The organism is Couchioplanes caeruleus (genome assembly GCF_003751945.1).
GTDB classification, from domain to species: Bacteria; Actinomycetota; Actinomycetes; order Mycobacteriales; family Micromonosporaceae; genus Actinoplanes; species Actinoplanes caeruleus.
The window spans coordinates 2866328-2891818 of sequence record NZ_RJKL01000001.1 but is presented as its reverse complement, the minus strand read 5'-3'; the positions used below and the strand labels follow the sequence as shown (position 1 = coordinate 2891818).

Here is a 25491-nt window from a genome sequence, read left to right as displayed (position 1 = left end):
GTTCACTGCCGGCGGTGGTGAGGCGGTAGTCGGCGGTGTCCGCGTCCTGGTGGTGCTCGACCAGTCCCTCTCAAGCTTCCCCCCGAGGTCCGCCTCTTCGTTGATGAGCTCGCCGACGAGCTGCGGGCGAACGTCAGCTATGCCGTCTTAGTAGGAATCTCGCTGACCGGCCTGCTCGGTGCCGTGGTCATGTTCAGTGACACCGACGAGCCACTCGGCCGACTCCCGACAGCGCTCATCGCCTTCACCGGGATACACCTGCTCATGACGATCTTCATGATCCTTAAACGGGTCCGTGCGATGTTCCGCTCCTTCCGGATCAAGCACACGGAGACTGTCCCGTAGGCGGCACACCACGAAGTAGCCCCCGCACCAGGACTGGTGCGGGGGCTACTTCGTAAGGCCCTGCTTCGGGACGGCCAGGGTCACCTGGCCTTAGAGATCAGTTCAAAATGAGTCGGCTGTCGGGTTGAGTGATCCGGCAAGGTGATCACCGCTCGTGCGGTGTCGGACACGGTGTTCGGTCGCGTCGACGGTGGCGCCGGCCGCGTACAAGCGCCTCGACCCCGGGCAGGCCGTGGCGGGCCTGCACGCCCGCGCTCGACCGGCGGCCGGGGGCCCGCCCGCGCAACGAGGACCTGCTGCGGACCAAGGCCGAACGGCTGAAGTCCGCGCTCACGGTGCTCGCCAACGGCCTCCGGGCTGCTGATCCTGGCGGGTGTCCTCGCGTGGCTCGTCTGATGGGTTCGTGCGCGGAACATGAGGATCAAGTTCAGAGCTTGTGAGGATCATGTGAAGGCCGTGGCGGAGCGCGACGACAGGTGCCTACGTTGATCGCGTGCAGCGGGGATTGCGAACGGCGACGTGGGTCATGGTGGCGGTGCTCGGTGGCGCGTGCTTCGGGGGTCGCCTGCCGTCCTTGCCCCGCACGGAGCAGCGCAACGTCGACCTGACCGCCGACATCGTCGCCGGCGTCTGGGTCGGCCACCTCAGCGGCGCCACCTACACATTCGCCCCCGACGGCACGTTCGACGCCGTCGGCGTGCCATCCGCGACCTTCGACGACAAGTCGTTCCGCATCGGTGGACCGTTCGGGCCGTTCCACTGCCGGGGCTCCTGGCGCATCGCCGAGGACCACCATCTGCTCGTGCTCGACGTCACCTCCATCCGCGACGAGCACGACAGGCAGCCGTACCCGCAGCCGCCCGGCGTGACCTTCGACGCGAAGCAGTGGGTCAGCGAACCGCCGGACGATCCCCTGAAGCCGATCACGCTGGCCCATGGCGAGGACTGGATGACCAAGAAATGAAGAAGCGAAGCATCGCGTTGGCCATACCCGCGCTGCTACTGACCGCGGCCTGCGGCGGCCTCGCCGACATGCTCAACGACGGTCCTACGGCCCCGTGGGAGGTGGACGCCGCCACCTTCGTCGACGTCTGGGCCGGCTACCAGAGTTCGGCCCACTACGACCTGCGATCCGACGGCACCTTCACTGCGACCGGCGTTCCGGCCGGCCAGCTGGGCGACCTCTACGAACGCACCGGCCGGGTGGGTCCGTTCCACGGCCACGGCCACTGGAAGCTCGACGACCCGTCGAACGACTCGCCGCCGACCTCCCGGAAGGCCGCGCTCGACTTCGACGAACTGCTCGACGCCGACAACTCGCACGTCCCGCGGCCCGGCACCATCCAGTTCTATGCCATGGTGCCGAAAGACTCCGGCTTCAGCCCCGCCGTGATCCTGGAAACCGACGAGGGCGACCATTTCCAGCGGCTACGGTGAACGGCTGGTCAACAAGGTCTGATAAGAGGTCACATCAGAAAGAGGCTAGAAGCTTGCGTAGGCAGATGACGGCGCAGGCGAGGCTGAGCATGGCTTGGTGGACGTCGGCGCGGCGTTCGGAGCGGGTGCGGAGGCGTTTGAAGGCGTGTAGCCAGGCGAAGGTGCGCTCCACGACCCAGCGTTTGGTGCCCAGTCCGGAGCCGTGCGCGGTGCCGCGGCGGGCAATGACTGGAGTGATGCCGCGTTGGCGCAGCAGCCGGCGGTACTTGTCGTGGTCGTAGCCGCGGTCGGCGTAGATCCGCCGCGGGCGGCGCAGCGGCCGGCCGACCAGGCCGCGGATCGGCGGGATGGCCTCGACCAGGGGCAGGAGTTGGGTGACGTCGTTGCGGTGCCCGCCGGTCAGGGTCACCGCCAAGGGGGTACCCGCGGCGTCGGTGATCAGGTGGTGTTTGCTGCCTCGTCGGCCCCGGTCGACCGGGCTCGGCCCGGTGTGATCCCCCCTTTCCGCGCCCGTAGATGGGAGGAGTCCACCACGGCATGGGCCAAGTCGATGCGGCCCGCGGCGCGTAGTTCGGCCAGCAGCCGCTCGTGCAGCCGTTGCCAGACACCGGCGGCGTGCCACTGTCAGCCGCCGCCAGCAGGTCGCGCCGGAGGCCCCGAACGCCGCGGTGGGCAGGTCGTTGAACGCGATGCCGGTCCGCACCACCAACAGGATGCCTTCCAACGCCGCCCGGTTGTCGGTACGCCGCCGCCCCGGGTAACGGAACCGGCGGGGCGGCAGCGCCGGCAGGAGCGGCTCCAGCCGCGCCCACAGTTCGTCAGTCAGGATCCGGTCGGGCATGAACCTCAGCGTCCGACGGGCGGTCAGTACATCGACGGACGCCGCGTCCGCTCTTTCTGAACTGATCTCTTAGCCTGGCGTTGCCGAGGGACAGCCGCGAGGCCAAGAACACGTTCGCCAGGGCCGAGCAGGGTGCGCGGCGAAGGTCGCGCTGAACGCGGCGGTTGGCGGAAATTCGGCTTGCAGCAGCCACGGCTGATCGCCGCGACCGGCCCGATCGGGCGCCTCGGCGGTCCGGAGCTGAGGACGAGCCTCTCAAACTCTCACGGATTCTGCCGACGATGGTCTCGGCATGCTGCGGATCAGACCAAGGGACTGCCCAAGCCGCTGAGCCTGCGTGCTGACGATTCTTCGTCACTGACCGTGGGTGCGACACACGAGGGCAGCGGCTAGCTGAGCTGGGGATGGTGCGGTCCGCCGAGTTTGACGGAGATGGCGTCCACGAGCGTGCGGTAGGCGGTGCCGTCCGGCGCTGGGTGGTCCTCGTCGGCTTCGGCGGCGACCTCGTCCGCGATGAAGGCCGATTCGGTCAGTTGGAGGAGTAGGTCGGTCCAGCGCGGGCCGGTCAGCGTCATCCGGGCATGGGTCCGGCCGACGTTCGTGCCGGCGCGGAGCAGGCGTTGCTGACGGCCGGTCAGCCTGATTGTGTAAGCGCGGTCGGGACGCAGGCCGAGCTCGTTCAACGCTTCAAGGCTGACGTCGCCCAGTCCGCGGTAGTCGATGGCGTCCGGGGACACGGTGAACTCGCACCAGGGCGACCAGCCCTGCTCGTCGTCCGGGGCGTTGAAGGAGATGGGGTTGCGGGCCTGTTCCTGGCGGTCGTCGGCTCGTGCCCGCCAGCGGTAGCTTTCGCCCGGCGCCAGCTCGCCTGGATCGAACTCCAGGACCTCCATGCCGGATGCGTTGATGGGTTCGCCGCCGTGGAGCTGCTGGTACTGGTAGGTGATCGCTTCGCCGGGCCCGGCCGTCGCCGAGACGCTGGTGAGTGTCGTGTCGACCATTGGCCGGCCGGGACCGGCGACGCAACCTGCCTGGCCCGCGGTGATCGGCCGGGTCGGCGCCGGCCGGGTCGGTGGGGCCGGCCATAGCAGCTTCGGGTCCACGATTGTGCCGTCCGGCCGTTGGCAGATGAGCATGAACGAGGCGTTCTCGACTTGGCGGTACTCGTCGGCCAGTTCCTGCCCGGCCTTGCGGCATTGCGCGTACAACGCCTCGTCATCGTCGCCTCGTCCCGCCTGTGCGGGCACCGATCCGGCTGCGGTGAGGACGAACATCAGGACGGCGAACCCTGCTGGCCAGCGCAGCACTGCGCGTGTACGCCCCGCAGTCACCACCGCCACCTCTCGAGCATCGGACCGCCACCCCATCGGCTGCCTGAGGACGAACTTAAGTTGCCTTGGCCCGGACGGGGGTAGTACGAGACAGTTCTGACGGTATGGCGCCCGTGGTGGTTCTGGTGTGGTGCCCGTCATGCTCTGACTCAGCTCTTGGGGCGCTTCTCCCTGATCCACGCCCTCGACGTCCTTGATGAGCCACACCCCGCCTTGGCATACGGGCTCGTCAACGAAGGATCCGGGCGGTAATGGCGCCGGTTCGGCAGGGTAAGATGGATCACCAGCGGGCCGTCGTTGCGGTGGATGCTTCCCGCTGTCGCCAGGTCTCAGCGTCTCCAGATCACGCATGGATCACGCAAGCGTCCACAAGGGACACAGAAATGGCCCCGACCAAACGTATAAAGCCTGGTCGGGGCCATGATCACCTGTGCGCCGCGTAGGACTTGAACCTACAACCCGCGGATTAAGAGGACTCGCTCTCGACCGTGGTCAGCCGCTCCTACCTGCATCCAGTTGGCTGAGCGAACGCGCTCCTCTTGCAGGCATTGCGGCCGGTTGGGGTCAGACGGGGGTCAGGCTCTCGTCGCCCAGCAGCCGGCCGCACTGACCTCTTCCGTGTCAAGTTCACGCAAGACGGTCGCTGAGGGTCGCGTGCGAGGTCAGACGTGGTGTGCGCGCCTCCGATGGTCCGGTGCGGTGTGGCTGGTTGCTGTACTTCTCTGCTGTACGACTCGACCAGCCGCCCGACCGGCCACCTCACTGGCTGGCCGCAGAGCGGTACGACCGTCGGAAAGGTTCGTAGGACGGCGGGAGCTGCAACCAGATGCTCGGCCTTAGTCGCTGCTCACCGGCGCCGCACATCCTCGTTGCCGCTGCCACGAAGGCAGTTGGACTCGCACCGACGGGTTCCTCAGAGCGAATCGCGCAGGACTGTCGTCTGCAGCAAGCGGCCGAGTTCCTTGGCGTCGATGTTGTGGGAGGTCTGCCGGCGCAATTCCTTGCGAGCCGATTCCAACACCGCGTCAGATAGCAGAACGGATGCCAGGGACTTGGGCGAGGTAGCCGCCTTGGCCCGCCATAGATCATCGATGACGCGTCGCTTGAACGCCTCCTTCGACAAGGGGAAGAGGGCGTCGCCCTTGTGCGCCGGACCGCCGTCGCCCAACAGATCCACTTCCAAGGCGAGATCGATGACCACGGGCAAGCCCGCGGTCAGGTGGTAGACCTGCCACACCTGGCCGTTGGTCAGCACCATCCACTCGACGCCTTCATTGACGGCATACATCTCAACCTGCCGTAGATGCTTGGCGTTCAACTTGGTCGCGCAGCGCTTAACCTCGATGAATGCGGTCAGCTGCCTGTCGATGCGGACCCCGTAGTCGGCAAACTCGCCCTTGACCTGGTACTCGGTCGTCAGGTCCTCATACTTGTCGTAGCCGAGTCCCTCGCACAGGAAGTCGGTGACAAGAAGACGTGTGTCGCCTTCGTTGGCGTCACGGGCGACTAGATCGGCCAGGGGCTTGCTGAAGCGGCGCACAGCCGTTCGGACGCGGTCTCGCGCGTCGGTCTCCCACTTAGGAGCAGAACGAGCGGCCGGCTTCCGTGGGGCGATCACCGCAGCCGGATCTTCGATTACCGGTTGAGTGTCCTGGCCTGCCACGATCGCTACTTCGTCCATGTAGATCACCATCCGCCGAGGGGTACCTGTATGGCCCCCAACGAGCGGACGGTTCGGGCGCTACGGCCGTTGACCGAAGGCACGATCGAGGTCTGGACAAACCGTCAATGGGACATCGCCAATAGCGGACCCGCGGATTAGAAGTAGATCAGGACGGACTGGCAGGGGAGTGGCGTCCCTGCTCAGCCTGTCTGTCGGTGTCGGGTGATGTCGGTCCCAGCGTGGAGGCTTGGCTGTACGGGTGGCTGTACGACGCTCGGCGTGTGGGGGCCACGGGCGGCCGGCCTGCGGCGTCGAAGCGCCCAGCGAAGTTCCATCGACTGGGTGAAATGTTTGGCAGTTGTCGCTTGTAGGGTAGTCGTATGCCCAGAGATCTCATGGGAGCAGCCGAAATCCGCTTACGACTCGGAGGGATCAGCCGTCAGCGCGTCTACCAGCTCACGCACCGGTCGGACTGGCCGGCACCCTACGACGAGCTGATCCAGGGCAAGGTATGGCGACGAGATGACGTTGAAGCCTGGATCAAGCAGCATCGGCCGGACTTGAACGACCAGGCGCCTTGATTCCCCAGCGCACTTCCTGGCGCTGGCCTGGTCTGGCCTGAATCTAAGGAGTGCCGGCAGTGAGGGTGGACGCGGCACCAACCGCAGGTCAGGAGCCATCTCCGGTCGGCAGCGTGTCACCTCTGTCCCTCGAACCTAGTTCAAGACGGAGCGCCTAAAAGACTATCGCTTTGGCTGCTTATCCGAAATGGCTGGCACAGGTTGGTCAAGACCGGCCAACTGCGGCACGTCGCCGCCCGCCGGCTGTTTCTCGCACTCAGCCGTCTGCCCACAGGTGCACACTGAGGTAAGCCATACCGATTAGCGCCGAAGTTAGCGCCAGCGATATTACGGAGTAACCCATCGGGACTCGATCGTCCAGGAAGAGATTCACGTAAGCGGCGATTCCAAAAATGACAGGAGTAAGGAAAACAACAGCGAGATCGGTCCACATTACTACGTCTCCCCAGGATTCCGATCGCTTTGACGACAGCCCCTCTCCATAGACGAAGAGGAACTGCACGTCATCCACCGGAGCAAGATCTAGCCCCGATTCCGACCACCGAGGAAATCGCTTCTTGACAATCTCATGGTATAGGTTGCGTAACCGAGCGCGCCTGATCGCCAACAAGCTTACGCTTGCGAGCAGATAGGCCATCACTACAGGGATGCTCACACGGAAGAGGATAAAATTCTGCACTTTAATGCCGAACAGCTCGGCTTCCGTCAGCCCCCCGCTGGACAGCAATGCGAACACCCCTGCGGAAAGAACAATAGTCAAAGAGTAGCGCCTCATGCGTGCGGCGTAACTCTCGATCCGCGACGCGATCCTGGAGAGATAAACGCGAAGATCCTCCGGATCGGCGTTCTCTTCCGACAGGAAGATCTCAACGTTCCTCTGGAGGGGCGATACCTCATTCATGAGCTTTCCTCATGCATGTCGGAAGAATGTGGGACGTCACAGCATAGAGTACAAGTCCTTGATGAATGGCCAGTGATTGATCGATCCAGCATTCTGCTGCCACGCCATCCCGTCGGCCTTCGTCCACACATCGTGGGGCAGACAGGGCCTGCCTGGTCAAGGTGGAGCACCCTACGTCTGAACGACCTTGACCAGGCAGGCCCTGTCTGCTCGGCTTTGCCTGGACGAAGGGTGTCGGGATGGCACCCCCATCCCAGAGCGCCCGAGCTCCCCGCCGGAGGCGTCATGCCTTCACAAGCTTGTAAGTTCCGGATCTGCCGGCTACCCCGGCGGCCCGGGGCTTCTTCGTGTTCGCGCCTGCCGCAGGGCTGAACCGCCGGGTCCGCGCCCGCCGAAGGCATGGGCGCGGATCCGAGCGGCGGGCCGTAGGCCCGGCCCTGCTGGGCGGCGCGAGCGGCCTGCGAAGCGGGCCGCCTTGAACCCGTACAGAAACTTCTCACAAGTTCTGGCTTGCACCTTTGTCGTACTTCGCTTGATGCGTTACACGGCGACTGCAGTTGACGCGTGACACCCCGCCGAGTGCTGTGGCGATGAACGTGATGGACCGGCCTGCCTGAAGGAAGCCCCGTTGGCACCGCGTTCGGGGGCGTCGACCGGAAAGGCGGCGATGTTCTAGAGGAAGCCGAGCTGACGGGCAGTCTCCTGCTGAACCGAAACGAGCTCAGTGAGCCGGATCGGTCTACGGGACACCACCGAGAGATCCTTCCCCTCCCTGGTCCACGGCGGCGGCACCGCGCTGATTCCCTCGTCCAGAGCGACGCCGGCCACCTCGGCTTCCCACCCCGGCCAGCGCAGACCCGCATAGAACTGCGTCACCGCACCAGCAAGCATCGCATGCAGCCAATCGCCGTACCCGAACTCAAGATCTTGCCACGCTAGGTCCTCTGGGCCGAAGTAATGCACCGTCGGTCTCGCGCCTGGCTCTGTCGACAACCACGCGAACTGTCCACCCATCACGTCGAAGGCAACGACCAGGCGGCCATCATCGGCAGCCACCTCCGGCAGCCCGTCGTGCCCACCGCCGAGCACCCGAAGCCAACCGTGATCGATCACCAGCCCGCCGCTGTTGGCCACCACCGCGCCGAGCCATGACCTGGTGGTGATCCCCAGAGCCGTCAGGCAGGCCGACGCCCGTTCAGGGTCGGTCGACAGCACCTCCACCGGATATGGAGCTGCTGCTGCCAGCGCCGAGACCTCAGTCCACGCAGACTCTTCCACTCCCTCAGCCTCCCAGGGGCATCAACCGCGCAACCATAAGGGGCCCGCGACACGGCAAGCAAGATCGTCTAGCCGGAGCTGTTACGGATCATCTGACCCAGATTCGTAACGCATCAAGTGGAGCCCGACATCTGGCTTGCACCTTGTCCTCTGTCGACTGGCATGCGGCAGCGGTCAGCCAACTGAGGGGAACCTCTACGCGCGTTAGTCGCGGCAGATCCGGATGCCGCCGGATCACGTGAATGAACCCGCCAAGTGGTCGGCCACGTTGAATCGAATGCCGCAGCTCGGACAGTCCATCCGGCCGAACAAGCGGGTCATGCCTGTGCCCACCGCTCCTCGACCGGTGTGCGTCGCCTCGGCATGAAGGCGTTCAGCCAGTTCACTGGACAGTCCAGGCAGGATTTCAGGGTCGTCGCCGGACAGGTCCACCAGTGCTTCCTCATCGCATTCTGGGCACCGTACCTCTACTTCTCCGTCGTTGAGGTGATCGAGTTCCTTGCCCCACGTCTCGTCGCCGTCGAAGCCCAGGATCGCCTGCAAAAGGTAGACGAATGCCGGATCGTCGGATACCTCCGGCAAGCGCTCGACCGCCATCGTGCGGAGAGCCGCGATGTCGTCGGCGTAGGTTGCGCGGTCGGCATCAGTGGCGTCCAACGCGATGAAACCAGCCAGCGCCAATGGAGTTTCGCGTCGGTCCGCAGGGAACGCGGCAATCGTCGTCGAGAGCCAGGGCAGGAGAACAGCGCTCGCGGGGTCACAGGTTCCTTGATGGCACGACTGCTGCCAGATGGTGCTCCACGCCGCAGAGGCGGGATCGGCTGCAGCCGATTGAAGTACGTCGCGAGAGAATTCCACGCGCCGCATCTTCACACATTCTCCAATCGAACGCCCTCGTCTCGGTATCCGGATGTCAGCGGCGAGCGAGCTCCGACTACGGCGTGTGACCTGCTGAGCGCAGCCGGCGCGCACGGACTGCGGCAGATCAGTGCGTTCGGGCATGATGAGCGGTCGTTGCCATGAGATCTGCGCCGTCGGCCAATGAGCCGGACCCTTGAGGCTGGCCACGGCATGATGACTCTCGTGAGCAGCTCCAGTCCGTACCTGCTGGTTGAAGAGCCGACGTTCGTGGCGCGGTTCCTTCTAGACCCGGCTGATTCCGAAGAGTCGGTGGCGAACGTCGACGCGTTCGTCGACCTGCCGGACGCCTCCTGCTGGGTGCTGACAATTTTCACGGTCGACGAAGTCCGGCGGCTCCTCGGGGTGTGGCGGGAGACCGGCGAAGTGGCGAATGGCAGCTATTTCTATGGTGTCGACGCCGTCATCGTGCCGGCGCCCGGGATCGCCGTGATGACCGCTGCGATACGGGAGCTTGTCCGCAGCGGCGACATCACGAGCGCTGGAATCCGGTCTGAAGGCTCTTTCTGAGGCACGCGAACCGATGCAAGGCTTAATGATCGGCGTGGGTACTCAGCGGCATGACGGTACGACTGCATCGGGCCCGGCAACTGCTTTATAGCTGTCAGTGTCCGCTGGGGTGGTGCGAGAGCCAATCGCGATGCCGGGCTCGGAGGTTGTCGCGTACCTCACAGCACCGGCTGGGACCTGGATGCCGAAGAATCAGCATCTTCTCGCCCAACTAGCGTGCGAACTGAATAAGCAGTGAGCCCGGATGTGGGCGACCTATGCATAAGAGCCGCACGGCTTGATCGGATGCACTCTCCTCGGCATGACAAGACGTTGCGTCGGTGGCGAACCTTCTCGCAGGTGACCGGACCTTGGCGCACATCAGTAGACGAACAGGTGTCGCGGATTAGTGTGGACCACACTGGGGCTCGCCGACGCCCGACGCCCGACGGTCGTGGCCGAGGCTTAGACCGGCTGGAACTGGGCGATGGTCGCGTCGTCGTGCCGCTTGGTTCGGGGGTAGCGTTCACCGTCCGGATCGGCGATCTCGATGGCGCGAACCTGTTGGATCAAGCCTGCGGGACCGAGCTTGTCGAGGAGGTCCAGGTAGGTGCTCCATTCGAAGCACCGCATTTGGTCGACCGGACGTGTCGCGCCGTCGGTGAAGGCGCTTGCTCGCCGCATCGCTGTCCTGGGATAGCTCCTGACATGCGCGTACTGAGCTGCATCTGGATCGGCTGCTGCCACCCACCAGCCGTCCGGGCGGTTGCGTGTGGCGGTCTGTCTGGCGACGAGGTCGGCCAGGGCTGCCTGGTGCCCGTCGGTGCCGAAGCGGAGGCCTGCGACGGCGTCGGGTTCGGTCCCGCTGATGTGTTCGATCGATAGGTCGCACGTCACTTCGAGGCCTGATTCGAGATCCACGACGATGCTGACATCGGATAGCGCCAGGGTGTCGACCTGGTGCTCCCCCACGCGCAGAATTCCGATGGCCGCGCACGGCGTACCGGGGTTGGCAAGATCGCAGGTGGCAACGTGCATGCTGGCGACCGTCGCGATGCCCGTCGCGAGTCCGTCTGTCAGCGAGATGTCGGGATTCTGGGTTAACGCTGCCAAGGTTCTGACGCCGAGCTGCTTGGCGTACCAGGCGACTCCGTGGTGGCAGCCGCCGTACGGGATTCCTGCGCCGTCGACGACGACGGCGATCTCCGGGGTCGCTACGACGAAGTCCTCGTTGGGGCGGCCGGGAGCGGTATCGGTGGCTAGCGCGAACACTCGGCGGGTACCTCCGTCACTTCGTGCCGGCCGGGCCTCGAACCTACGACCGGCAAGTTCTGCAGCCAGCGTTCCAGGTGCTGTGGTTCTCACAGCGTGCATGGCTGACGGTAGGCTTCGTCCTGTGGCAGCGGATACGACGGCGGAGTGGTGGACAACCTCCGACGTGGCTGCTTACCTCGGAGTGCAGGTGGCGACCGTGAGCGGCTACCGCAACCGGGGCCAAATGCCGGAGCCGGAAATGAGGCTCGGTCGGACCCAAGCCTGGAAGCCGTCAACCATCATCGAGTGGCACGCGTCTCGGCCCCGTCCAGGCGTCGGCGGCCGGCCTTCCTCTAAGCGCACGGAAAGCGACGGAACCGAGGAGTAGGAGCGTCAGGATCTTGGCAACAGCGGCACCGTCCTTCGACAAGACCACTGCTGACGTCTCCCTGGCGGCTGCTGCTTCGCGGCTTGGCATCTGCTCCGATGATGCTGAGTTGATCCGGATCGGGTCTGCGGCGGTCTACTGGCTTAGTAGCCGAACCATCGTTGCACGGGTTTCGCGGTCGCTCGACCTGCTGCCTGTGGCCGTGAATGAGATCGCGGTTTCCAAGTGGCTCGCTGGAGCGGGTGTCCCGGCCGTCGTCGCTCTTGAGGTGGCTCAGCCGGTCGTGGTTGGCGAGCATGTCGTCACCTTCTGGGAGTCGGTGTCAGATCGCGAGGCGTACGGGACGACCTCCGAGTTGGGTCGTCTCCTTCGGGCACTCCATCAACTGAGTGTCCCCCAGGGCATCACGCTTCCCGAATTGCGACCATTCGACCGTCTTGAAGCGCGGATTCGATCTGCGCTGGCACTTAATGAAACGGATCGCGAGTTTCTGCTCCGGCGTACCCGCGAACTGTTCGCGGCCTACGAGCGGCTGGAATTTCCGTTGGGCGTCGGGGTCGTTCATGGGGACGCCAGCGTTGGCAACGTCCTGCGAACCTGGACCGGCACCGCTGTGTTGTCCGACCTGGACGGGCTTGCCCACGGGTCGCGAGAGTGGGACTTGCTGCTGACGGCAATGTTCTTCGAGCGATATGGGTGGCACACGGACGACGAGTACCGCGCATTCGTCGACACCTACGGCGTAGATGTCATGCAGTGGGACGGCTACAAGGTGTTGGCCGATACCCGCGAACTCTCCATGGTTGCATGGCTTTCGCAGAATGTGGCAGCAAGCGACTCAGCCCGACAGGAATTCGCGAAACGGATCCACGCGCTGCGGACGGACGGTAGTCGCCGAGACTGGAAGCCGCTCTAACGCTGAGCTGACAAAACCCACATCTCGTTCTCTGCGAAGGATTCGATGAACTCCTTGGCTGCCGAACATTCCTCGAAGGGAACGATGAGGGATCGGAAGTGGCGCACGTAGTCCAGGCACCTCGCGGACTTCAGCGACAGCCCCGCCGTCAGCGCCTCTCCGGCTGCACGAAACGCCGCTTCCGGGTTGCCTTGGCCCGCATGTCCGGATGCAAGAACCATCGACACGAAGAAGTCGCTCCGCGTGGACGCTCCGGCGTTCGTCAAAGACTCGCTTGCATACATTGCAGCTTCTCGGTGACGACCGAGGTCTCGTAGGCAGTGGCTGAACTCGGCGTTCAACTCGGCTTCGTCGAAGTACGCGATCCAATCTGGGTCGTCACCCGGCCGTCGCTGTTCGAATAGCCGGGACGCTTCGGAAAGCGCGGAAAGGCTTCCTCTCGCGTCGCCTCCGCAGGCGAGGGCGCGAGCCTCCATGGCGTAGAAGTGGGCGCTCAGGGTGGCTGTCGCCTTGCCTTGGGTCCCGGTCCGAGCTGCGCGCGCGAGGTCGACTGCCTCTCGGTGCCGTCGCAGGAAGGTCGCCTGGTGACTCATCGCGTCGAGCACGCTGCCCGCGAGCAAGGTGTCTCCGGCCTCCTGAGCGAGGCGTAGAGCTTGGATGAAGTAGCGCTGCGCAGCGCCGTGAACCCCCGAGTCGTATGCAGTCCAGCCGGCAAGGAGGGTGGCCTCGGCGACTGCCGCATGGAGCTGGCGCCCAACCGGGTCGGAGTAGGCGCCTCTGAGTAACGCAGTACCTTCGGTGCCAAGGAATTGGACGAGCGCCTTGCGCGCCTGCCCGCCTCCATAGGCATTGTCGAGGTTCGAAAAGGCATTGACGGTGGCTCGGAACGCCTGGATGTCAGGCAGTCCTACACGTCGTCCCGCCGCTGTTCGCGGGACAGCGCTGTATCCCCGGACAAGCCATGACAGCGCCGCAGCGACACCCGCAGTCCCGTGTGCCGGCACGCGGAGGATCTGTGGATCATCGGCCACATCCGCGCGCCAAAGTTGAGCAAGCGTCTCGGTGGCGACGTCAACGGAGTCTTCATATCTCGTCCCGAAGTCGTCGGGCAGCATTTCCGCAGAGGGGAAGCCGACCTCTGCCGGTGTGACACTTCGTGAAAGTCGGGTGCTCAGGGCCTCGGCGATGTACATCGGGACTCGCCCACGGGGGCGCATCCGCTGAGCCAGCGACTGACCGACGTGTGGTCGCAGTTGACCGGCTGACCATGGCGTGCGGACACCTCACGCACTGCTCGCGCGAACGCTTTATGGGACAGCGCGGCCTCACTGAGGACCCGGGCAAGTTGCTCGTTGCGCTGCGGCAATGCGGCCCTCCCGTCACTGCAACTGCGTTTGCACGAGTGCGCCCCTAACTGTCCCTAACACGATCTGCTGAATCGATGTTGATCAGCATGGCGATGTGAAGATCAGTCTCGTTCGACGGGCATGAGCAAGGCGTGGATCGTCGACGACGGCCTGTGGGAGTTGATCGAGCCCTTGCTGCCGACGTGGCCGGACAAGGCTCCGGGGCCGCGCCCGGTTCCGGACCGGTTGTGTCTGCAGGGCATCTTGTTCGTGCTGCACACCGGGATCGGCTGGGAAGACCTGCCGCAGGAACTCGGATTCGGCTCGGGCATGACCTGCTGGCGGCGGCTGCAGCGCTGGAGCGAGGCCTGGGTGTTCGATCAGGTGCATCAGATCCTGCTCGCCAGATTGAACGCGGCGAACCGGATCGACTGGTCGAGGGCGGCGATGGACGGCAGTCACATCGACGCGAAAAAAGGGGCGCCGGGACAGGCCCGTCGCCGGTCAACCGCGGTAAGCCCGGCTCGAAACACCACCTGATCTGCGACGGCCACGGCACCCCGATCTACGTGCTCACCAGCGGCGCGAACGTGCCCGACATCAGCCGTGCCCTCGAACTTCTCGACGGCTTCCCACCGATTGCCGGGCGCCCGGGCCGCCCACGGCGGCGTTTCGCCACGCTGCTGGCCGACAAGGGATACAGCAGCGAAGGCTTCCGCCACGCCTGCCGCGAGCGCGGCACCGAACCGATCATCCCGAAGCCCAAGACAACCGGCATCAAGGGCCTGGGCAAGCTGCGCTACGTCGTGGAACAGACTTTCGCACTGCTGCATCAGTTCCGCCGTCTGGCCGTGCGTTGGGAACGACGCCTCGACATCCACGACGGCTTCGTCAGCCTCGCCTGCATCCTGATCTGCTGGCGCAGACTGATCAACTGGACCACCCAGAGATCGTGTTAGGGGCAGTAAGTGCGCCCTCCTCGATGGAGTCGATCGGCGGCAACCTTGGGTTGTGCAAGCGATCGTACTCAATGTCAGCGACCTGCGATGCTTGCCAAATACAAACCTAGTTTGTACTCTGCTCCTGGGGCGACCGCCCCGAGAGACCTCGGCGCTGAGGCCCGCGCCGTCACCAACATGAGGAGCCAGTCGTGTCGAATCAGCCTCGTATCAGTACTCAGCCGCGTCTGATGCTGGACATCACCAACGTCATCTTCGAGATGGCGGACGACATCGTGCCCAAGCTCGACGACAAGGGCGCGCAGAAGATCGACACCCGGGACACCGGGCTGCCGATGTGGACCGCGCCGATGTTCGGCCGTGGCCGCGCAGTCGGCCGCAAGTGGTCCGGTCAGCTCAACGTCACGATCGTCGCGGCGGAGAAGCCGGCCGCCGAGGACGGCGACCAGGTCATCCCGCACGACCTGGAAGCGCTGCCGTGGGTGTCGGAGCAGAACGGCAAGACCCGCAGCGGTGTCGCGTTCAAGGCCTCGGGCCTGGAGGTGGTGTCCGTCCCGGCGATCAAGGCCGCCTGAACCCTTACCTGTCTGGCTCTCGAAGCCAGTGACCGCAGGATGCGGGGCCGCCAGAGATTGGCGTCCGAGTGCGGCCCCGCACCTGTTCGAACTCATCCAGCCCTGACAAGGGAGGAATCATCGTGTCCAAGTCTACCGGCCGGCGCCTGTTCGGATCGCACACTCGGGGGCAGACCGTCACGGTCATCGAGGCCCCGACCCGCTACAACCAGCGCCGCAAGGCCATCGTCGCGTTCTGGGTCACCGCAGTGATCGTCGCCCTGTTGGGCGGCACTATCGCCGCGCACTACATGCACCCGATCCTCGGTGGTCTGCTCGGGATTGTGTTCGGCGCCCTGTCGGGTGGTGCTCTGGCCGTTCTGATCATCATCTGGCCCGTGCTGCGGATGATCTGGCACTGGCTACCCGAAATCCTGCTCGCCGCGTTCCTGATCTACGGCTGGCAGTCGCTGATGTTCGCCACCCCGGTGTGGCTGTCTCTGCTGATTCTGGCCGTGATCGTGGGTGGCCCTGCCGCCTACGGCCCGACCCGCCGGGCCGTGCTGTCGCTGTTCTGGTGCCTGACGGTGCGGCACCGGCTGCGGATGTGTTTCGCCGCGTTCGTCGCGCACAACCGGCAAGGCACGCTGCCGTTCATCCTGCTCGCCCGACCGGCCCGGGCCGGGGAACGGGTGTGGCTGTGGCTGCGCCCCGGCCTGTCGCTGCACGACCTGGAACAACCCGGCCAGGTGCAGAAACTCGCGGTCGCCTGCTGGGCCAACGAGGTCCGCGTCAGCCGCGCCTCGCGTAAGTACGCGCCGTTCATCCGTGTCGACATCACCCGCCGTGAACCGCTGACCGACACGGTCCTGTCGACCCTGCCGGACCACGTTCCCGCGCACATGCCGGCCACCGCACCGGCGTCCCCGGCCGTGCCACCAGTCGGGGTGAACCTCGCCGAGGTACCCGCCCCGCGCAGCACCCGCGCGAGCAACAACAACACCAAGGACCGGCCGCGCAACCCGCGCAACGCGCGCCCGTCGGCCGCGCCGCCCTCGCCTGGTTTCGACCCGTCCGACTACGCCTGACCGTCGCTGACACGTACGTGTCAACACCCCGCTTGCTCCGGCGTGACCTCGACTCAGGTCAACAGCGTCACGCCGGACACCGATCCGATCGGAGTCCCTTGCCATGACCGATCTCGCCACGACCCCGCCGAGCATTCCGGTCGGCGCAGGCCCGTCCAAGCTCACCACCACCGCACCGCCTCAGCCCACCGACCCCGTCAACCTGCCGCTGATCTACCGCAACATCCTGATCGGCGGTGAGCCCGGCGCCGGGAAGTCCAACCTGCTCAACACCATCGTCCGTCACGCCGCGCTGTGCGCCGACGTCGACACGGCCCAATCGGAGCCCCTGCCATGAGTGACCTCACCACGGCCCCGCCGAGCATCCCGGTCGGCACCGGCCTGTCCATGTTCGACCCGCTGTTCCTCGGCATCGACGAGTACGGCCACCCGGTCTACCTGCCGTTGATCTACCGCAACATCCTGATCGGCGGTGAGCCCGGCGCCGGCAAGTCCAGCCTGCTCAACACCATCGTCGGCCACGCCGCGCTGTGCGCCGACGTCGACCTGGTGCTCATCGACGGCAAACAGGTCGAGCTCGGCCTGTGGAAGGACTGCGCCGACGTGTTCGTCGGACCCGACCTCGACCACGCGATCGACACCCTGGAACGGCTGCAGGAGGTGATGGACAACCGGTACGCCTACCTGCTGTCCCAGCGCCGCCAGAAGATCCATCAGGGTGACGACTTCGACCCGATCCTGCTGGCGATCGACGAGCTCGCGTTCTTCTCTGCCACGGTGGGCACCAAGACCGAGCAGGAGTACTTCTCCGCCCTCAACCGCGACATCGCCTCCCGTGGCCGGGCCGTGGGCATCATCGACGCCTCCGCCACCCAACGCCCTAGCTCGGACATCATCCCGACCTCGCTGCGGTTCCTGTTCGCCTGGCGCTTCGCCGGCCGCTGCGTCGACGAGTCATCGTCCGACGTCGTCCTCGGACGCGGCTGGGCCGCCCGCGGCTTCTCCGCCGCCAGCATCGACCCGGACAACCGCGGCGAAGGACTCCTACTCGCTCACGGCGGTATTCCCGCGCGCGTCAAGGGCGCCTACATGAGCAACGACGACATCATCCGCGTCGCCGACTACGCCGCCTGGACCCGCCGCACCCGCCGAACCACCACCACGACGACCGCCGCGGAACTCGGCGCGGTCGCCTAACTCACGAAGGAGCTACGGACATGACCGAGTGGGTGCCCGTCGACTTCCCGCCTCCACCGGATGACTTCCACACCTGGGCGAAACCGGCTCCCACTCCGTGCCCCGACTGCGACTGCTGCTCGAAAGCCTTGTGCGACAAGGCCATCGCGGACGACAGCGCATGCCACTTGCTAGGCAACGCGAACGACTTCGACCTGACCGAGTGCCCCTGCTGGCGCAAACAGCCCGGCCACCTGCCGCCCAACCCCCGCTACCCCCGCGGCAAGCCGCTGCGATAGCCCGCACATCTACCGGAAGGCAACACCTGCACGACCCCATAGGAACAGCCGACGAACCGGACCACGCCCTAGGAAAGCTGCCCGGTCCGTCGGCCACCACCACCGCCCACGAAAGGACGTGGCGTCATGAACCGTACCCAAAACCCGACCGGCACCGCCGCCGACACCGACAGCCCCACCGTGGTTGTCACCCCGGCTGACATCCTGCGCGGCGCCGCCTACTACCTCGAGGAACACGGCTGGAACCGCCGCAACTACTACGCCGAGGGCTACAAGCCGTTCCCGCCTGCCTGCGTCGCCGGCGCCATCGGCATGGCTGCCTTCGGTCGCTGCGTCGACCTGCTCTACCTGAACACCGACCCCCGCGTCGACCGTGAGGGCCTGCGCGACTACCAGCGCGCCGTCGACTTCTTCTGCACCTACCGCACCGATCAGATGCAGATCGCCCTAGACACCTACGACCCCGCCAGCGGCGACCCCACCCCGGAGTGGGACTTCGACCTCTACGCCTGGAACGACCACGCCGGCCAAACCGCCGAGCACGTCATCGCCACCCTGCGCGCCGCCGCTGACGAATACGACCGCACCCACGGGTCCCTGCGATGAGCACCGCCACCCTCATCAAGCTTCAGCGGCTCTGCATCCGCTGCCACCACGCCATTCCCGCTGCGCCCGCTGCTGACCTGGGCTTCGGCTACTCCCGCGAACCCGACACCACCGCTGAGCAGGCGGAGCCGGTGCCCTTGGGCGTCGAACTGCACTTCTTCACCGGCCGCACTCCTAGGAGGACCGCCGTATGACCACCACCGAGATCACCGACCTGACACGTACGTGTCAACCCACCTTCACCACCGCCGGACTGCTGACCGCCCTCGAAACCGCCTGGACGGCCATCCGCACCCGCCACCCGGAAGTCCCGGACGCTGTCCTGGTCGTTGGCTCCGGCTCACCCGCCAAGGGCAGCCAATCGATGAAGTGGGGCCACTTCGCCTCACTGCGCTGGCAATCCGGCGACACCCAACTCCCGGAAGTCCTCGTCTCCGGCGAAGGACTCCAACGCACCCCCGCCGAAGTCTTCACCACCCTGCTACACGAGGCCACCCACGGCCTGGCCGACACCCGCGGCATCCAAGACACCAGCCGCCAGGGCCGCTGGCACAACAAGAAGTTCGCCACCCTCGCCGCCGAACTCGGCCTCACCGCCCGTAAGGACGACAAGTTCGGCTACTCACCCTGCACCCTCACCGACACCGCCGCTGCTGAGTACGCGGCCACCATCACCACCCTCGCCGCCGCGCTGCGCGCCTACCGCCACCCCGAACCCACCGGCAACGGCAAACAGCGCACGAACAACAACAACGGCGTCAGCGCCGAATGCGAGTGCCCCCGCAAAATCCGGCTCTCCAAGACCGCCTTTGAAGAGGGTGGCCCGATCGTCTGCGCCGACTGCAACACGGCGTTCCTGCCCGAGACCGTCGACCGCGACACCTACTCGCATCCCACGTTCGGACCCGCCTGCACCCACGGCGACACCCCAGCCCGTACCTACGAGTTCGGCGACTGCCACGTCTGCGGGACCTCCGGTGTGCCCGTCATGCGGCCCACAAACCCAGATCCGCGCGGCCCGCTGTTCGTCTGCATCGACGGCAAAGCCTGCGAAGCCCGCTGCGACATCGACTCCGGCCCGGAGGACCCGATGGTGTTCTACGACCCCACCGGCGAGCGCTACGGCATCCCCACCTTCCCGTACCGGTTCGCCCCCGACGGGCTGGCCACCCTGCGCCAGCTCCACACCCAAAATCTGCGCCCTGGCGGGCAATCCGTTGCGGCGCAACTGATGTGGCGTCGCGGCAAACGCGTCGCCTACCTCTACCGCATCGACCTCGCCAAGCCGAAACGCACCGCGACCCCCGCGCAACTCGCTGCCCTCGACAAGGCCAACCGCGCCAAGCGCATCTGTCCCGCCTGCGGCCAGTTCAAGCCCTACCAAATCCCGCGCCGTAGCGGCGCCTGCCTCGACTGCACCCCCGGAGGTCCCTCATGACCAAGCCCGCCATCCGCGGCTGGCACATCCTCGCCGCCCTCGCCCTGGCCTTCGCCGCCCTGGCCTACCACTCCACCGGCACCGGCCGACCGCTGCTCGCCACCGCCGCCGTCGCCTTCACCATCTCGGCCACCTGCGCCGCCAGCACCCACCGCCCGGGGAACACCCGATGACCGCCGCTGTCTCCGACTGTCTGTTCTGCATCGAGGGACACATGCCCGCCGGACGTGACGAGTCCATGGGCGAACTCTTCGAAACCTGTCCCGCCTGCCGCATCCCGTGCGGCTTCTGTGACGGCATCGCCGTCTACCCCACGAACTACGACACCCCGACCGAACTGGTCATCGACCTGCTCACCCTGCGCTTGGCCCCGGTCTTTTGCCCCGGCTGCTACGGCGTCATCGCCGTCATCTCCCTCGGCTCCAGCCTGTGAAAGGACCTCTCCGGTGATCTACATCTACAGCGCCGACTTCACCTACGAAACCCGCGACGGCCAACCCGCCACCGAAACTCGCGAATTCACGTACCCGAACCACGTCACTGACCCCACCGACCTGGCCGACATCGCCGAACACCTCATCGGCATCGCCGTCAGCAGCCGCCGCCTGCACATCCTCGCCGTGCGCCCGGTACGCGCCCGCCTCAAGACCGACTTCGTCTGAAACCCCGAAGGGACCACTGCCATGTTCATCCACCTGATCGTCGCGATCGTCCTTCTCGCCGCGCTTCTCGCTGTTCGCTACCTGCCCATCAAGGCCCTCGACCGTCCGACCACCCGCCGGCCTTCCTCCCGCAACCGCAGCCGCCGCAACCGGCGCCGTAAGCCGCTGCGGTTCACCCCTGGCCTTCTCGACGGCCAAGTACGCCCCACCCGGGCAACCAAGTGCAGCCGCTGTCGCGGCCCGATCCTGCGTGGCGAAGACGCCTACCCGACCCGCAACCGCCGCGGACTCATCGGCCCGTGCTGCTACCTGCACTGACCGCCGCTCACCAGGAGGCCCGACCATGACCACGACCGACACCCGTCGACCGGCGCTCACCCGCGTCGACCGTCTCCGCGACGGCATCCTGCTCATCATCGTTCTGCTCACCGGTGCCATGGCCGGCGCTGCCTCGTTCCACCACGTCCACGACTTCACCATCACCAACAGTCCGGCCGGAACCGCGGACTGGTTCGGCTGGGCCAACGCCGTCATCAGCGAACTGATCCCGACCGCATCGCTGATCGAGATCGGCCGCCGCCGACGTCACCACCCGCAGGCGTCCGTGCGCTACCCGATGGGCCTGCTCGTGGCCGCCGTCGCCGTCTCACTCACCGCACAGCTCGCCGTGGCCAAGCCCGGCGTGTTCGGCTGGATGGTCTCCGCCCTCCCGGCGCTGGCCTTCTTCGCCCTGTCCAAGCTCGTCTTCACCGCCACCGCACCACCCCGGCCCACCCACCCGGTCCCGGCACTTACGCCGGCCACCTCGCCCGCCCCGTCACCCGACATCCCGCGCGCGCAGGTTCGCCCGGCCGCCGCAGCCACCAAGACCAGGGCCACCGCCGCCAAGAAAACCGCACCGGCCAAGAAGACACCCGCACGACGGACACCGGCCACGAAGACCACCACACCGGCAACCGCGGAACCCGTTCCTGCCGTGCCCGCACCGGCTTCTGCCCCGGCCCCTGCTGAACCGGTTGAGCGTTTCCCGGCGCCGCTGTTGGCCAACGCGCGCACCATCGCCGTCTCGCACCGCGACACCCACGGCGAAGACATCAAAGCGAACCAACTCGCCGTCAGGCTGCGCGTCCCGACCCCGATCGCGGCCGACATCCTGACCCAACTCACCGACAACCCGCCCACGGCGGCAAACACGAAGCCGCACAACGGCAGCACCGTCGAAGTTTCTGCATGACCAGCTCGACGCTGCCTTTCACACCCACAACCAACTTGGTTGTGGGTGCGGGAGAGAACGCCGAGACCCCTCGACGGCATCCCGAAAGGACCCGCAATGACCAGCTCACTGCCCCACGCACCGGAAGGCTTCGACATGGACGACACGCACGACAACGGCCGTCCCGAACCGGCGGCCATCGTGACTGCGCAGGACTTCTTGCGACCACACCTGCACAACCCGGAGGTGTACTGGCCCACCCTCGTGTTGCTGTTTGAGGAACGGATCTGGCTCGTCGACTCCCGGCACACCCCCTCCTGCACCAGCGCCGAGTGCCTGATCTGCGGCCTGATCAGAGACCTCAACGCGGTCTCCGCCGCACACGACCTGATCCAACCCTCCGGCTGCGCCTGCCCGGACCACATCACCCACCCGACGACGCCGACCGGCACCGACGTCACCTCGAACCCGAAGGCCACCGCCTAATGACCAGCTCGACGCTGCCTCTCACACCCACCGCCACCACGGCTGTGGGTGCGGGGGAGAACGCCGAGACCTGGCCCTGGGCCACCCCCACCCCCGCCGCCACACACCCCGACGCCCGGCACGGCTTCGACCCGGCCGAAGTCATCACCGCCCGCAATCGAGTGCGTTCGGGTGAGTTCCCCGAATGGCTCGACCATGTCAGTGCCGCCGCCGCGTGTACCCGCCCGATCCGGCTGACTGGTGCGATCGACGTGAAGAACCCCGACGGCACGCTCATGCGCCACGATCGACACCGACGCCATGCCCGACGGCGTCATCTACACCCCGTGTGGCAACCGCCGCGCCTCCGTGTGCCCGTCGTGTGCGGAGGTGTACCGCCGCGACACCTACCAGATCATCCGAGCTGGGCTCGAAGGCGGACGCTACGGGTTGCCCCCACTCGGCCAGCACCTGGCCGTGTTCCTCACCGCCACAGCGCCCTCGTTCGGCCCCGTGCATCACCGGGTCGTGAAGACCCACGCGGCCGACTGCCGCAGCAAGGACCGCTGCACCTGCCGGGCCTCACTCTGCCGGCCGTTCGGCAAGACCTGCCCGCACGGCGCCGAGATGCGCTGCACCGCCCGGCACGCGACTACAGATCCCGCGCTCGGGACGCCGCTGTGCCTGGACTGCTACGACCATCACGCCCAGGTCGTCTGGAACAACGAAGCCCCCGAACTGTGGCGCCGCACCATCCAAGAATTCGACCGCGAGCTCGAACGGCTCGGCAAACGCCTCGGGGTCACCCTGCGCCGCCGCTACGTCAAGGTCTACGAGTTCCAGGCCCGGGGGGTGATCCACTACCACGCGGTCATCCGCCTGGACGGCTACCACCCCGACTGCCCCGACGCGATCGTCCCACCCGACCGCATCGTCACCCGCGCCATGTTTGCCAGCGTTCTGGAAGAAGCGTTCGCCAAGACCAGCTACACCACCCGGTCACATCCGGCGAATAACGGTCGAGGTTGGCGGATGGCCTGGGGCGACAAGGGCCTGGACATCGTGCCCATCAACGCCGCCGGCGACGATGCCAACCTGAGCAAGCTCACCGGCTACCTCGCCAAGTACGTCACCAAGAGCACCGAAGTCACTGGCGCCATCTACCGCCGCGTCGACGACCTCACCATCGAGCTGTACGCCGGACCGGACACCCACCTCGGCCGCCTCATCCGCGCCTGCTGGGACCTCGGCACCGCCGACGGCTGGCACCCGCTGCGCCGCTACGCCCACCAATTCGGCGTCGGCGGACACGTCACCACCAAATCCCGAGGCTTCTCGGTCACCTACGCCTTCAAACGCCTCGAACGCACCATCTGGCGCCGCACCCAAGGCTTCCCCCACCTCTGGGACGACCAACAAGCCGACCTCGTCGTCTACCGCCTCGGCTACCACGCCACCGGATGGATCACCACCGGCGACGCCCTGCTCGCCAACAGCGCCGCCGACGCCGCCCGCCGCCGCGCCGACACCGCCCGCGACTACGCCGACGATCCCAACCCGTCGGCCCAACCCACCTTGCCTGACACGTACGTGTCAAAGCGTTCCTTGACAACTCCACAGCGACATATTCCACACAGTCGATGCGCCCTGCTCGTGAAGCACTCATCACCGCCTACACGAGAAGCACTCATCACACCAGCACGAGGAGACATCTCATGACCGATTCCCCACAGGCCGCCGTCGCGGCGCGCCCGACTCGTCCGAACTCCGCAACAAGGAAGGAGGTAGAGGTGAAGAACGACAACGCCTGGCTAACGATTGATCAGGTGGCCGCCATGTTGAACGTCTCGTATTGGACGGTCTACCGGCTGATCAAGACCCGCCAGATCGTCGGCGTACAAGTGGGACGCGCCCGGCGCGTTATCCCCGAGTCCGTCGAGGCATACAAGGCGCGTTTGATCGAGGAGGCCGCCTGATGCCCCGGCGCAACGTGAACGGGGAAGGGAACATACGGCAACGCCCAGACGGCCGATGGGAGGGCCGCGCCTGGGTCTACACCAGCGACGGCCGGGAGGTGCGGAGGAGCGTCTACGGCAGCTCCTGGGAGGAGGCACACGAGAAGCTGACCGCACTCAAAGCGAAGTCGCAGGCCGGTGTCCGGGTCGCCGGAACCATCCAGTCGGTGAGTGACTTCATGGCCTATTGGCTGCGCGAAGTCGTCCGGGATCGGGTTCGCCCCAGCACCATGCGGACCTACGACTGGCTGTCACGCTGCTACGTCGTACCGATGATCGGCAACCAGCGGCTCAGCAAGGTGCAGCCGCCCACCTTGCGCGCGTTCTTCAACCGGGCGAAGGACACCTGCCAGTGTTGCGCCCAGGGCAAGGACACTGCCCGGGTTGCCAAGGGTGAGCCGGCTCGATGCTGCGCCCGGCGTCCTCGGGCTTGTTGCGAGCAGAAGCCGTCCGACGGAACGATCCGGCATCTACACCGGATGGTGCGAGCGGCACTTCAAGACGCCGTGGTCGACGGGCTCATCGCAGAGAACCCGGCGCGGAATCTTCGACTGTCCCATAGGTACCGACCACGGTTCACCCCACTGACCGGGGCCGAAGCGAAGACGCTCCTGCGAGCCGCTCGTAGTGACCGGCTGTACGCGCTCTACGCGGTAGCCCTATCACTCGGATTGCGGCGTGGTGAGGCATTGGGCCTGCGATGGCACGACGTGGACCTGGTCGACGGCGTCTGTACGTCCGGCAGAGCCTGCAACGCCTCGGCGGCAAGCTCGTGGTCGGCCCGGTCAAGTCCGACGACTCCGAGCGAGTTATCGGTCTGCCCGAGCCGTGCATCGACGCACTTCGCCAGCATCGAGTGGCCCAGAACGCTGAGCGCAAGCTCAAGGGCAGGGACTGGAAGGAGACCGGCTTCGTCTTCACCACCGGCATCGGCACCCCGATCGAGCCGCGCAACGTCAACCGCCACTTCGCAGGTCTGCTCGACAGCGCCGGCCTTCGCCGTATCCGGTTTCATGACCTGCGCCACTCGTGCGCGACGCTGCTGTATGAACAGGGCGTGCCCATCGAGAAGATTCAGGACGTCCTCGGCCACAGCTCTTCCACGATCACCAAACTGGTTTACGTAGACGTCACCAAGCAGTCGCAGCGAGCGACTGCCGACCGGCTGGGTTATCTGTTCGAGGCGTGACGTTGGGGTCACAAAAAGGGGTCAGGGCCAGTCTCTGGGAGACCGGCCCTGGGTATTACTGCTGGTGCGCCGCGTAGGACTTGAACCTACAACCCGCGGATTAAGAGTCCGCTGCTCTGCCAATTGAGCTAGCGGCGCT

30 protein-coding genes, 1 tRNA gene and 1 pseudogene are annotated in these 25491 nt (G+C 66.0%); 23 read left to right on the top strand and 9 right to left on the bottom strand.

Annotation, left to right across the window (positions count from 1 at the left end):
• Positions 1-838: 838 nt before the first annotated feature.
• Entirely contained in the window at positions 839-1309 is a 471-nt protein-coding gene (locus EDD30_RS12810; RefSeq protein ID WP_143163005.1) for a hypothetical protein, read from the top strand.
• Positions 1306-1782: a hypothetical protein gene (locus EDD30_RS12805; RefSeq protein WP_071809157.1), complete on the top strand. Its 477-nt coding sequence runs from the start codon at positions 1306-1308 to the stop codon at positions 1780-1782. Before EDD30_RS12810 ends, EDD30_RS12805 begins: the two co-directional genes overlap by 4 nt.
• A gap of 34 nt (positions 1783-1816) precedes the next feature.
• Here the strand turns inward: EDD30_RS12805 and EDD30_RS12800 are convergent, their stop codons facing one another.
• The 3 genes from EDD30_RS12800 to EDD30_RS12790 form a co-directional block, all read right to left on the bottom strand.
• Positions 1817-2623, bottom strand: coding sequence for an IS5 family transposase (locus tag EDD30_RS12800; RefSeq protein WP_244945226.1), 807 nt, complete (start codon positions 2621-2623; stop codon positions 1817-1819).
• A gap of 389 nt (positions 2624-3012) precedes the next feature.
• Entirely contained in the window at positions 3013-3954 is a 942-nt protein-coding gene (locus tag EDD30_RS12795; RefSeq protein ID WP_143163004.1) for a hypothetical protein, read from the bottom strand.
• 913 nt (positions 3955-4867) lie between these two features.
• Positions 4868-5647, bottom strand: coding sequence for a type I restriction enzyme HsdR N-terminal domain-containing protein (locus EDD30_RS12790; protein WP_084557559.1), 780 nt, complete (start codon positions 5645-5647; stop codon positions 4868-4870).
• A gap of 350 nt (positions 5648-5997) precedes the next feature.
• Here EDD30_RS12790 and EDD30_RS12785 point away from each other — a divergent pair, with 350 nt between their 5' ends.
• Entirely contained in the window at positions 5998-6198 is a 201-nt protein-coding gene (locus EDD30_RS12785; RefSeq protein WP_244945225.1) for a helix-turn-helix transcriptional regulator, read from the top strand.
• A 256-nt stretch (positions 6199-6454) separates the two neighbouring features.
• Here EDD30_RS12785 and EDD30_RS12780 read toward each other — a convergent pair whose 3' ends face one another.
• The 3 genes from EDD30_RS12780 to EDD30_RS12770 form a co-directional block, all read right to left on the bottom strand.
• Positions 6455-7099, bottom strand: coding sequence for a hypothetical protein (locus EDD30_RS12780; RefSeq protein ID WP_071809154.1), 645 nt, complete (start codon positions 7097-7099; stop codon positions 6455-6457).
• Positions 7100-7771: 672 nt separating this feature from the next.
• Positions 7772-8377, bottom strand: coding sequence for a DUF2625 family protein (locus tag EDD30_RS12775; protein WP_071809152.1), 606 nt, complete (start codon positions 8375-8377; stop codon positions 7772-7774).
• Between the two features lie 234 nt (positions 8378-8611).
• The gene (locus EDD30_RS12770) at positions 8612-9235 is read right to left on the bottom strand and encodes a hypothetical protein (protein ID WP_143163003.1); all 624 of its coding nucleotides are present in this window, start codon (positions 9233-9235) and stop codon (positions 8612-8614) included.
• 225 nt (positions 9236-9460) lie between these two features.
• On the opposite strand from EDD30_RS12770, the gene EDD30_RS12765 reads away from it, so the two are divergent.
• Positions 9461-9805: a hypothetical protein gene (locus tag EDD30_RS12765; RefSeq protein WP_071809179.1), complete on the top strand. Its 345-nt coding sequence runs from the start codon at positions 9461-9463 to the stop codon at positions 9803-9805.
• Positions 9806-10249: 444 nt separating this feature from the next.
• On the opposite strand, the gene EDD30_RS12760 is transcribed toward EDD30_RS12765, so the two are convergent.
• The gene (locus EDD30_RS12760) at positions 10250-11056 is read right to left on the bottom strand and encodes a hypothetical protein (protein ID WP_071809148.1); all 807 of its coding nucleotides are present in this window, start codon (positions 11054-11056) and stop codon (positions 10250-10252) included.
• A gap of 383 nt (positions 11057-11439) precedes the next feature.
• Here EDD30_RS12760 and EDD30_RS12755 point away from each other — a divergent pair, with 383 nt between their 5' ends.
• Positions 11440-12342, top strand: a complete 903-nt coding sequence (locus tag EDD30_RS12755) for an aminoglycoside phosphotransferase family protein (RefSeq protein WP_211278021.1) — start codon at positions 11440-11442, stop codon at positions 12340-12342.
• Here EDD30_RS12755 and EDD30_RS12750 read toward each other — a convergent pair.
• Positions 12339-13595, bottom strand: a complete 1257-nt coding sequence (locus EDD30_RS12750) for an NsdA family TPR-like regulatory protein (RefSeq protein WP_483400373.1) — start codon at positions 13593-13595, stop codon at positions 12339-12341. The genes EDD30_RS12755 and EDD30_RS12750 overlap by 4 nt on opposite strands.
• Positions 13596-13829: 234 nt before the next feature.
• Here EDD30_RS12750 and EDD30_RS12745 point away from each other — a divergent pair.
• The 18 genes and pseudogenes from EDD30_RS12745 to EDD30_RS12655 all read left to right on the top strand — a co-directional run bounded on the left by EDD30_RS12745 (position 13830) and on the right by EDD30_RS12655 (position 25352).
• A protein-coding gene (locus EDD30_RS12745) for an IS5 family transposase (RefSeq protein WP_394328318.1) occupies positions 13830-14647 on the top strand; the annotation gives its coding sequence in 2 pieces (ribosomal slippage) (positions 13830-14175 and positions 14175-14647; 819 coding nt in all).
• Positions 14648-14838: 191 nt separating this feature from the next.
• Positions 14839-15222: a hypothetical protein gene (locus EDD30_RS12740; RefSeq protein ID WP_143163001.1), complete on the top strand. Its 384-nt coding sequence runs from the start codon at positions 14839-14841 to the stop codon at positions 15220-15222.
• 122 nt (positions 15223-15344) lie between these two features.
• Complete coding sequence (locus EDD30_RS12735) at positions 15345-16289, top strand: RAD23 family protein (protein WP_071809138.1); 945 nt, start codon at positions 15345-15347, stop codon at positions 16287-16289.
• Between the two features lie 103 nt (positions 16290-16392).
• A complete protein-coding gene (locus tag EDD30_RS40585; RefSeq protein ID WP_071809136.1) occupies positions 16393-16626 on the top strand; it encodes a hypothetical protein in 234 nt (77 codons plus the stop codon).
• Complete coding sequence (locus EDD30_RS12725; protein WP_071809134.1) at positions 16623-17486, top strand: FtsK/SpoIIIE domain-containing protein; 864 nt, start codon at positions 16623-16625, stop codon at positions 17484-17486. Before EDD30_RS40585 ends, EDD30_RS12725 begins: the two co-directional genes overlap by 4 nt.
• 404 nt (positions 17487-17890) lie before the next feature.
• Complete coding sequence (locus EDD30_RS12715) at positions 17891-18370, top strand: DUF6197 family protein (protein ID WP_071809130.1); 480 nt, start codon at positions 17891-17893, stop codon at positions 18368-18370.
• Positions 18367-18564: a hypothetical protein gene (locus tag EDD30_RS12710; protein ID WP_071809128.1), complete on the top strand. Its 198-nt coding sequence runs from the start codon at positions 18367-18369 to the stop codon at positions 18562-18564. The genes EDD30_RS12715 and EDD30_RS12710 overlap by 4 nt, the downstream gene beginning before the upstream one ends.
• An 896-nt stretch (positions 18565-19460) precedes the next feature.
• The gene (locus tag EDD30_RS12700) at positions 19461-19808 is read left to right on the top strand and encodes an RRQRL motif-containing zinc-binding protein (protein ID WP_071809173.1); all 348 of its coding nucleotides are present in this window, start codon (positions 19461-19463) and stop codon (positions 19806-19808) included.
• Positions 19805-19981: a hypothetical protein gene (locus EDD30_RS39060; RefSeq protein WP_170047678.1), complete on the top strand. Its 177-nt coding sequence runs from the start codon at positions 19805-19807 to the stop codon at positions 19979-19981. Before EDD30_RS12700 ends, EDD30_RS39060 begins: the two co-directional genes overlap by 4 nt.
• Entirely contained in the window at positions 19978-20241 is a 264-nt protein-coding gene (locus EDD30_RS12695; RefSeq protein WP_071809126.1) for a hypothetical protein, read from the top strand. The genes EDD30_RS39060 and EDD30_RS12695 overlap by 4 nt, the downstream gene beginning before the upstream one ends.
• Positions 20242-20254: 13 nt before the next feature.
• Complete coding sequence (locus tag EDD30_RS12690) at positions 20255-20470, top strand: hypothetical protein (RefSeq protein WP_071809125.1); 216 nt, start codon at positions 20255-20257, stop codon at positions 20468-20470.
• Between the two features lie 21 nt (positions 20471-20491).
• Entirely contained in the window at positions 20492-20788 is a 297-nt protein-coding gene (locus EDD30_RS12685; RefSeq protein ID WP_071809123.1) for a hypothetical protein, read from the top strand.
• Positions 20789-20813: 25 nt separating this feature from the next.
• Positions 20814-21704: a hypothetical protein gene (locus EDD30_RS41790; protein ID WP_071809121.1), complete on the top strand. Its 891-nt coding sequence runs from the start codon at positions 20814-20816 to the stop codon at positions 21702-21704.
• Between the two features lie 96 nt (positions 21705-21800).
• Positions 21801-22169 (top strand): hypothetical protein, encoded by a 369-nt coding sequence (locus EDD30_RS12675; RefSeq protein ID WP_071809119.1) that lies wholly within the window; start codon positions 21801-21803, stop codon positions 22167-22169.
• 300 nt (positions 22170-22469) lie between these two features.
• Complete coding sequence (locus EDD30_RS12670; protein ID WP_071809117.1) at positions 22470-23867, top strand: replication initiator; 1398 nt, start codon at positions 22470-22472, stop codon at positions 23865-23867.
• 71 nt (positions 23868-23938) lie between these two features.
• Positions 23939-24124 (top strand): helix-turn-helix domain-containing protein, encoded by a 186-nt coding sequence (locus EDD30_RS39055; protein WP_170047676.1) that lies wholly within the window; start codon positions 23939-23941, stop codon positions 24122-24124.
• Positions 24124-24486, top strand: a pseudogene (locus tag EDD30_RS42000) (tyrosine-type recombinase/integrase); the annotation flags it as partial. The gene EDD30_RS39055 and the pseudogene EDD30_RS42000, both read left to right, overlap by 1 nt.
• Positions 24487-24863: 377 nt before the next feature.
• Positions 24864-25352 (top strand): tyrosine-type recombinase/integrase, encoded by a 489-nt coding sequence (locus tag EDD30_RS12655; RefSeq protein WP_084557555.1) that lies wholly within the window; start codon positions 24864-24866, stop codon positions 25350-25352.
• Between the two features lie 62 nt (positions 25353-25414).
• Here EDD30_RS12655 and EDD30_RS12650 read toward each other — a convergent pair.
• A tRNA-Lys gene (locus EDD30_RS12650) sits at positions 25415-25490 on the bottom strand.
• Position 25491 lies beyond the last annotated feature (1 nt).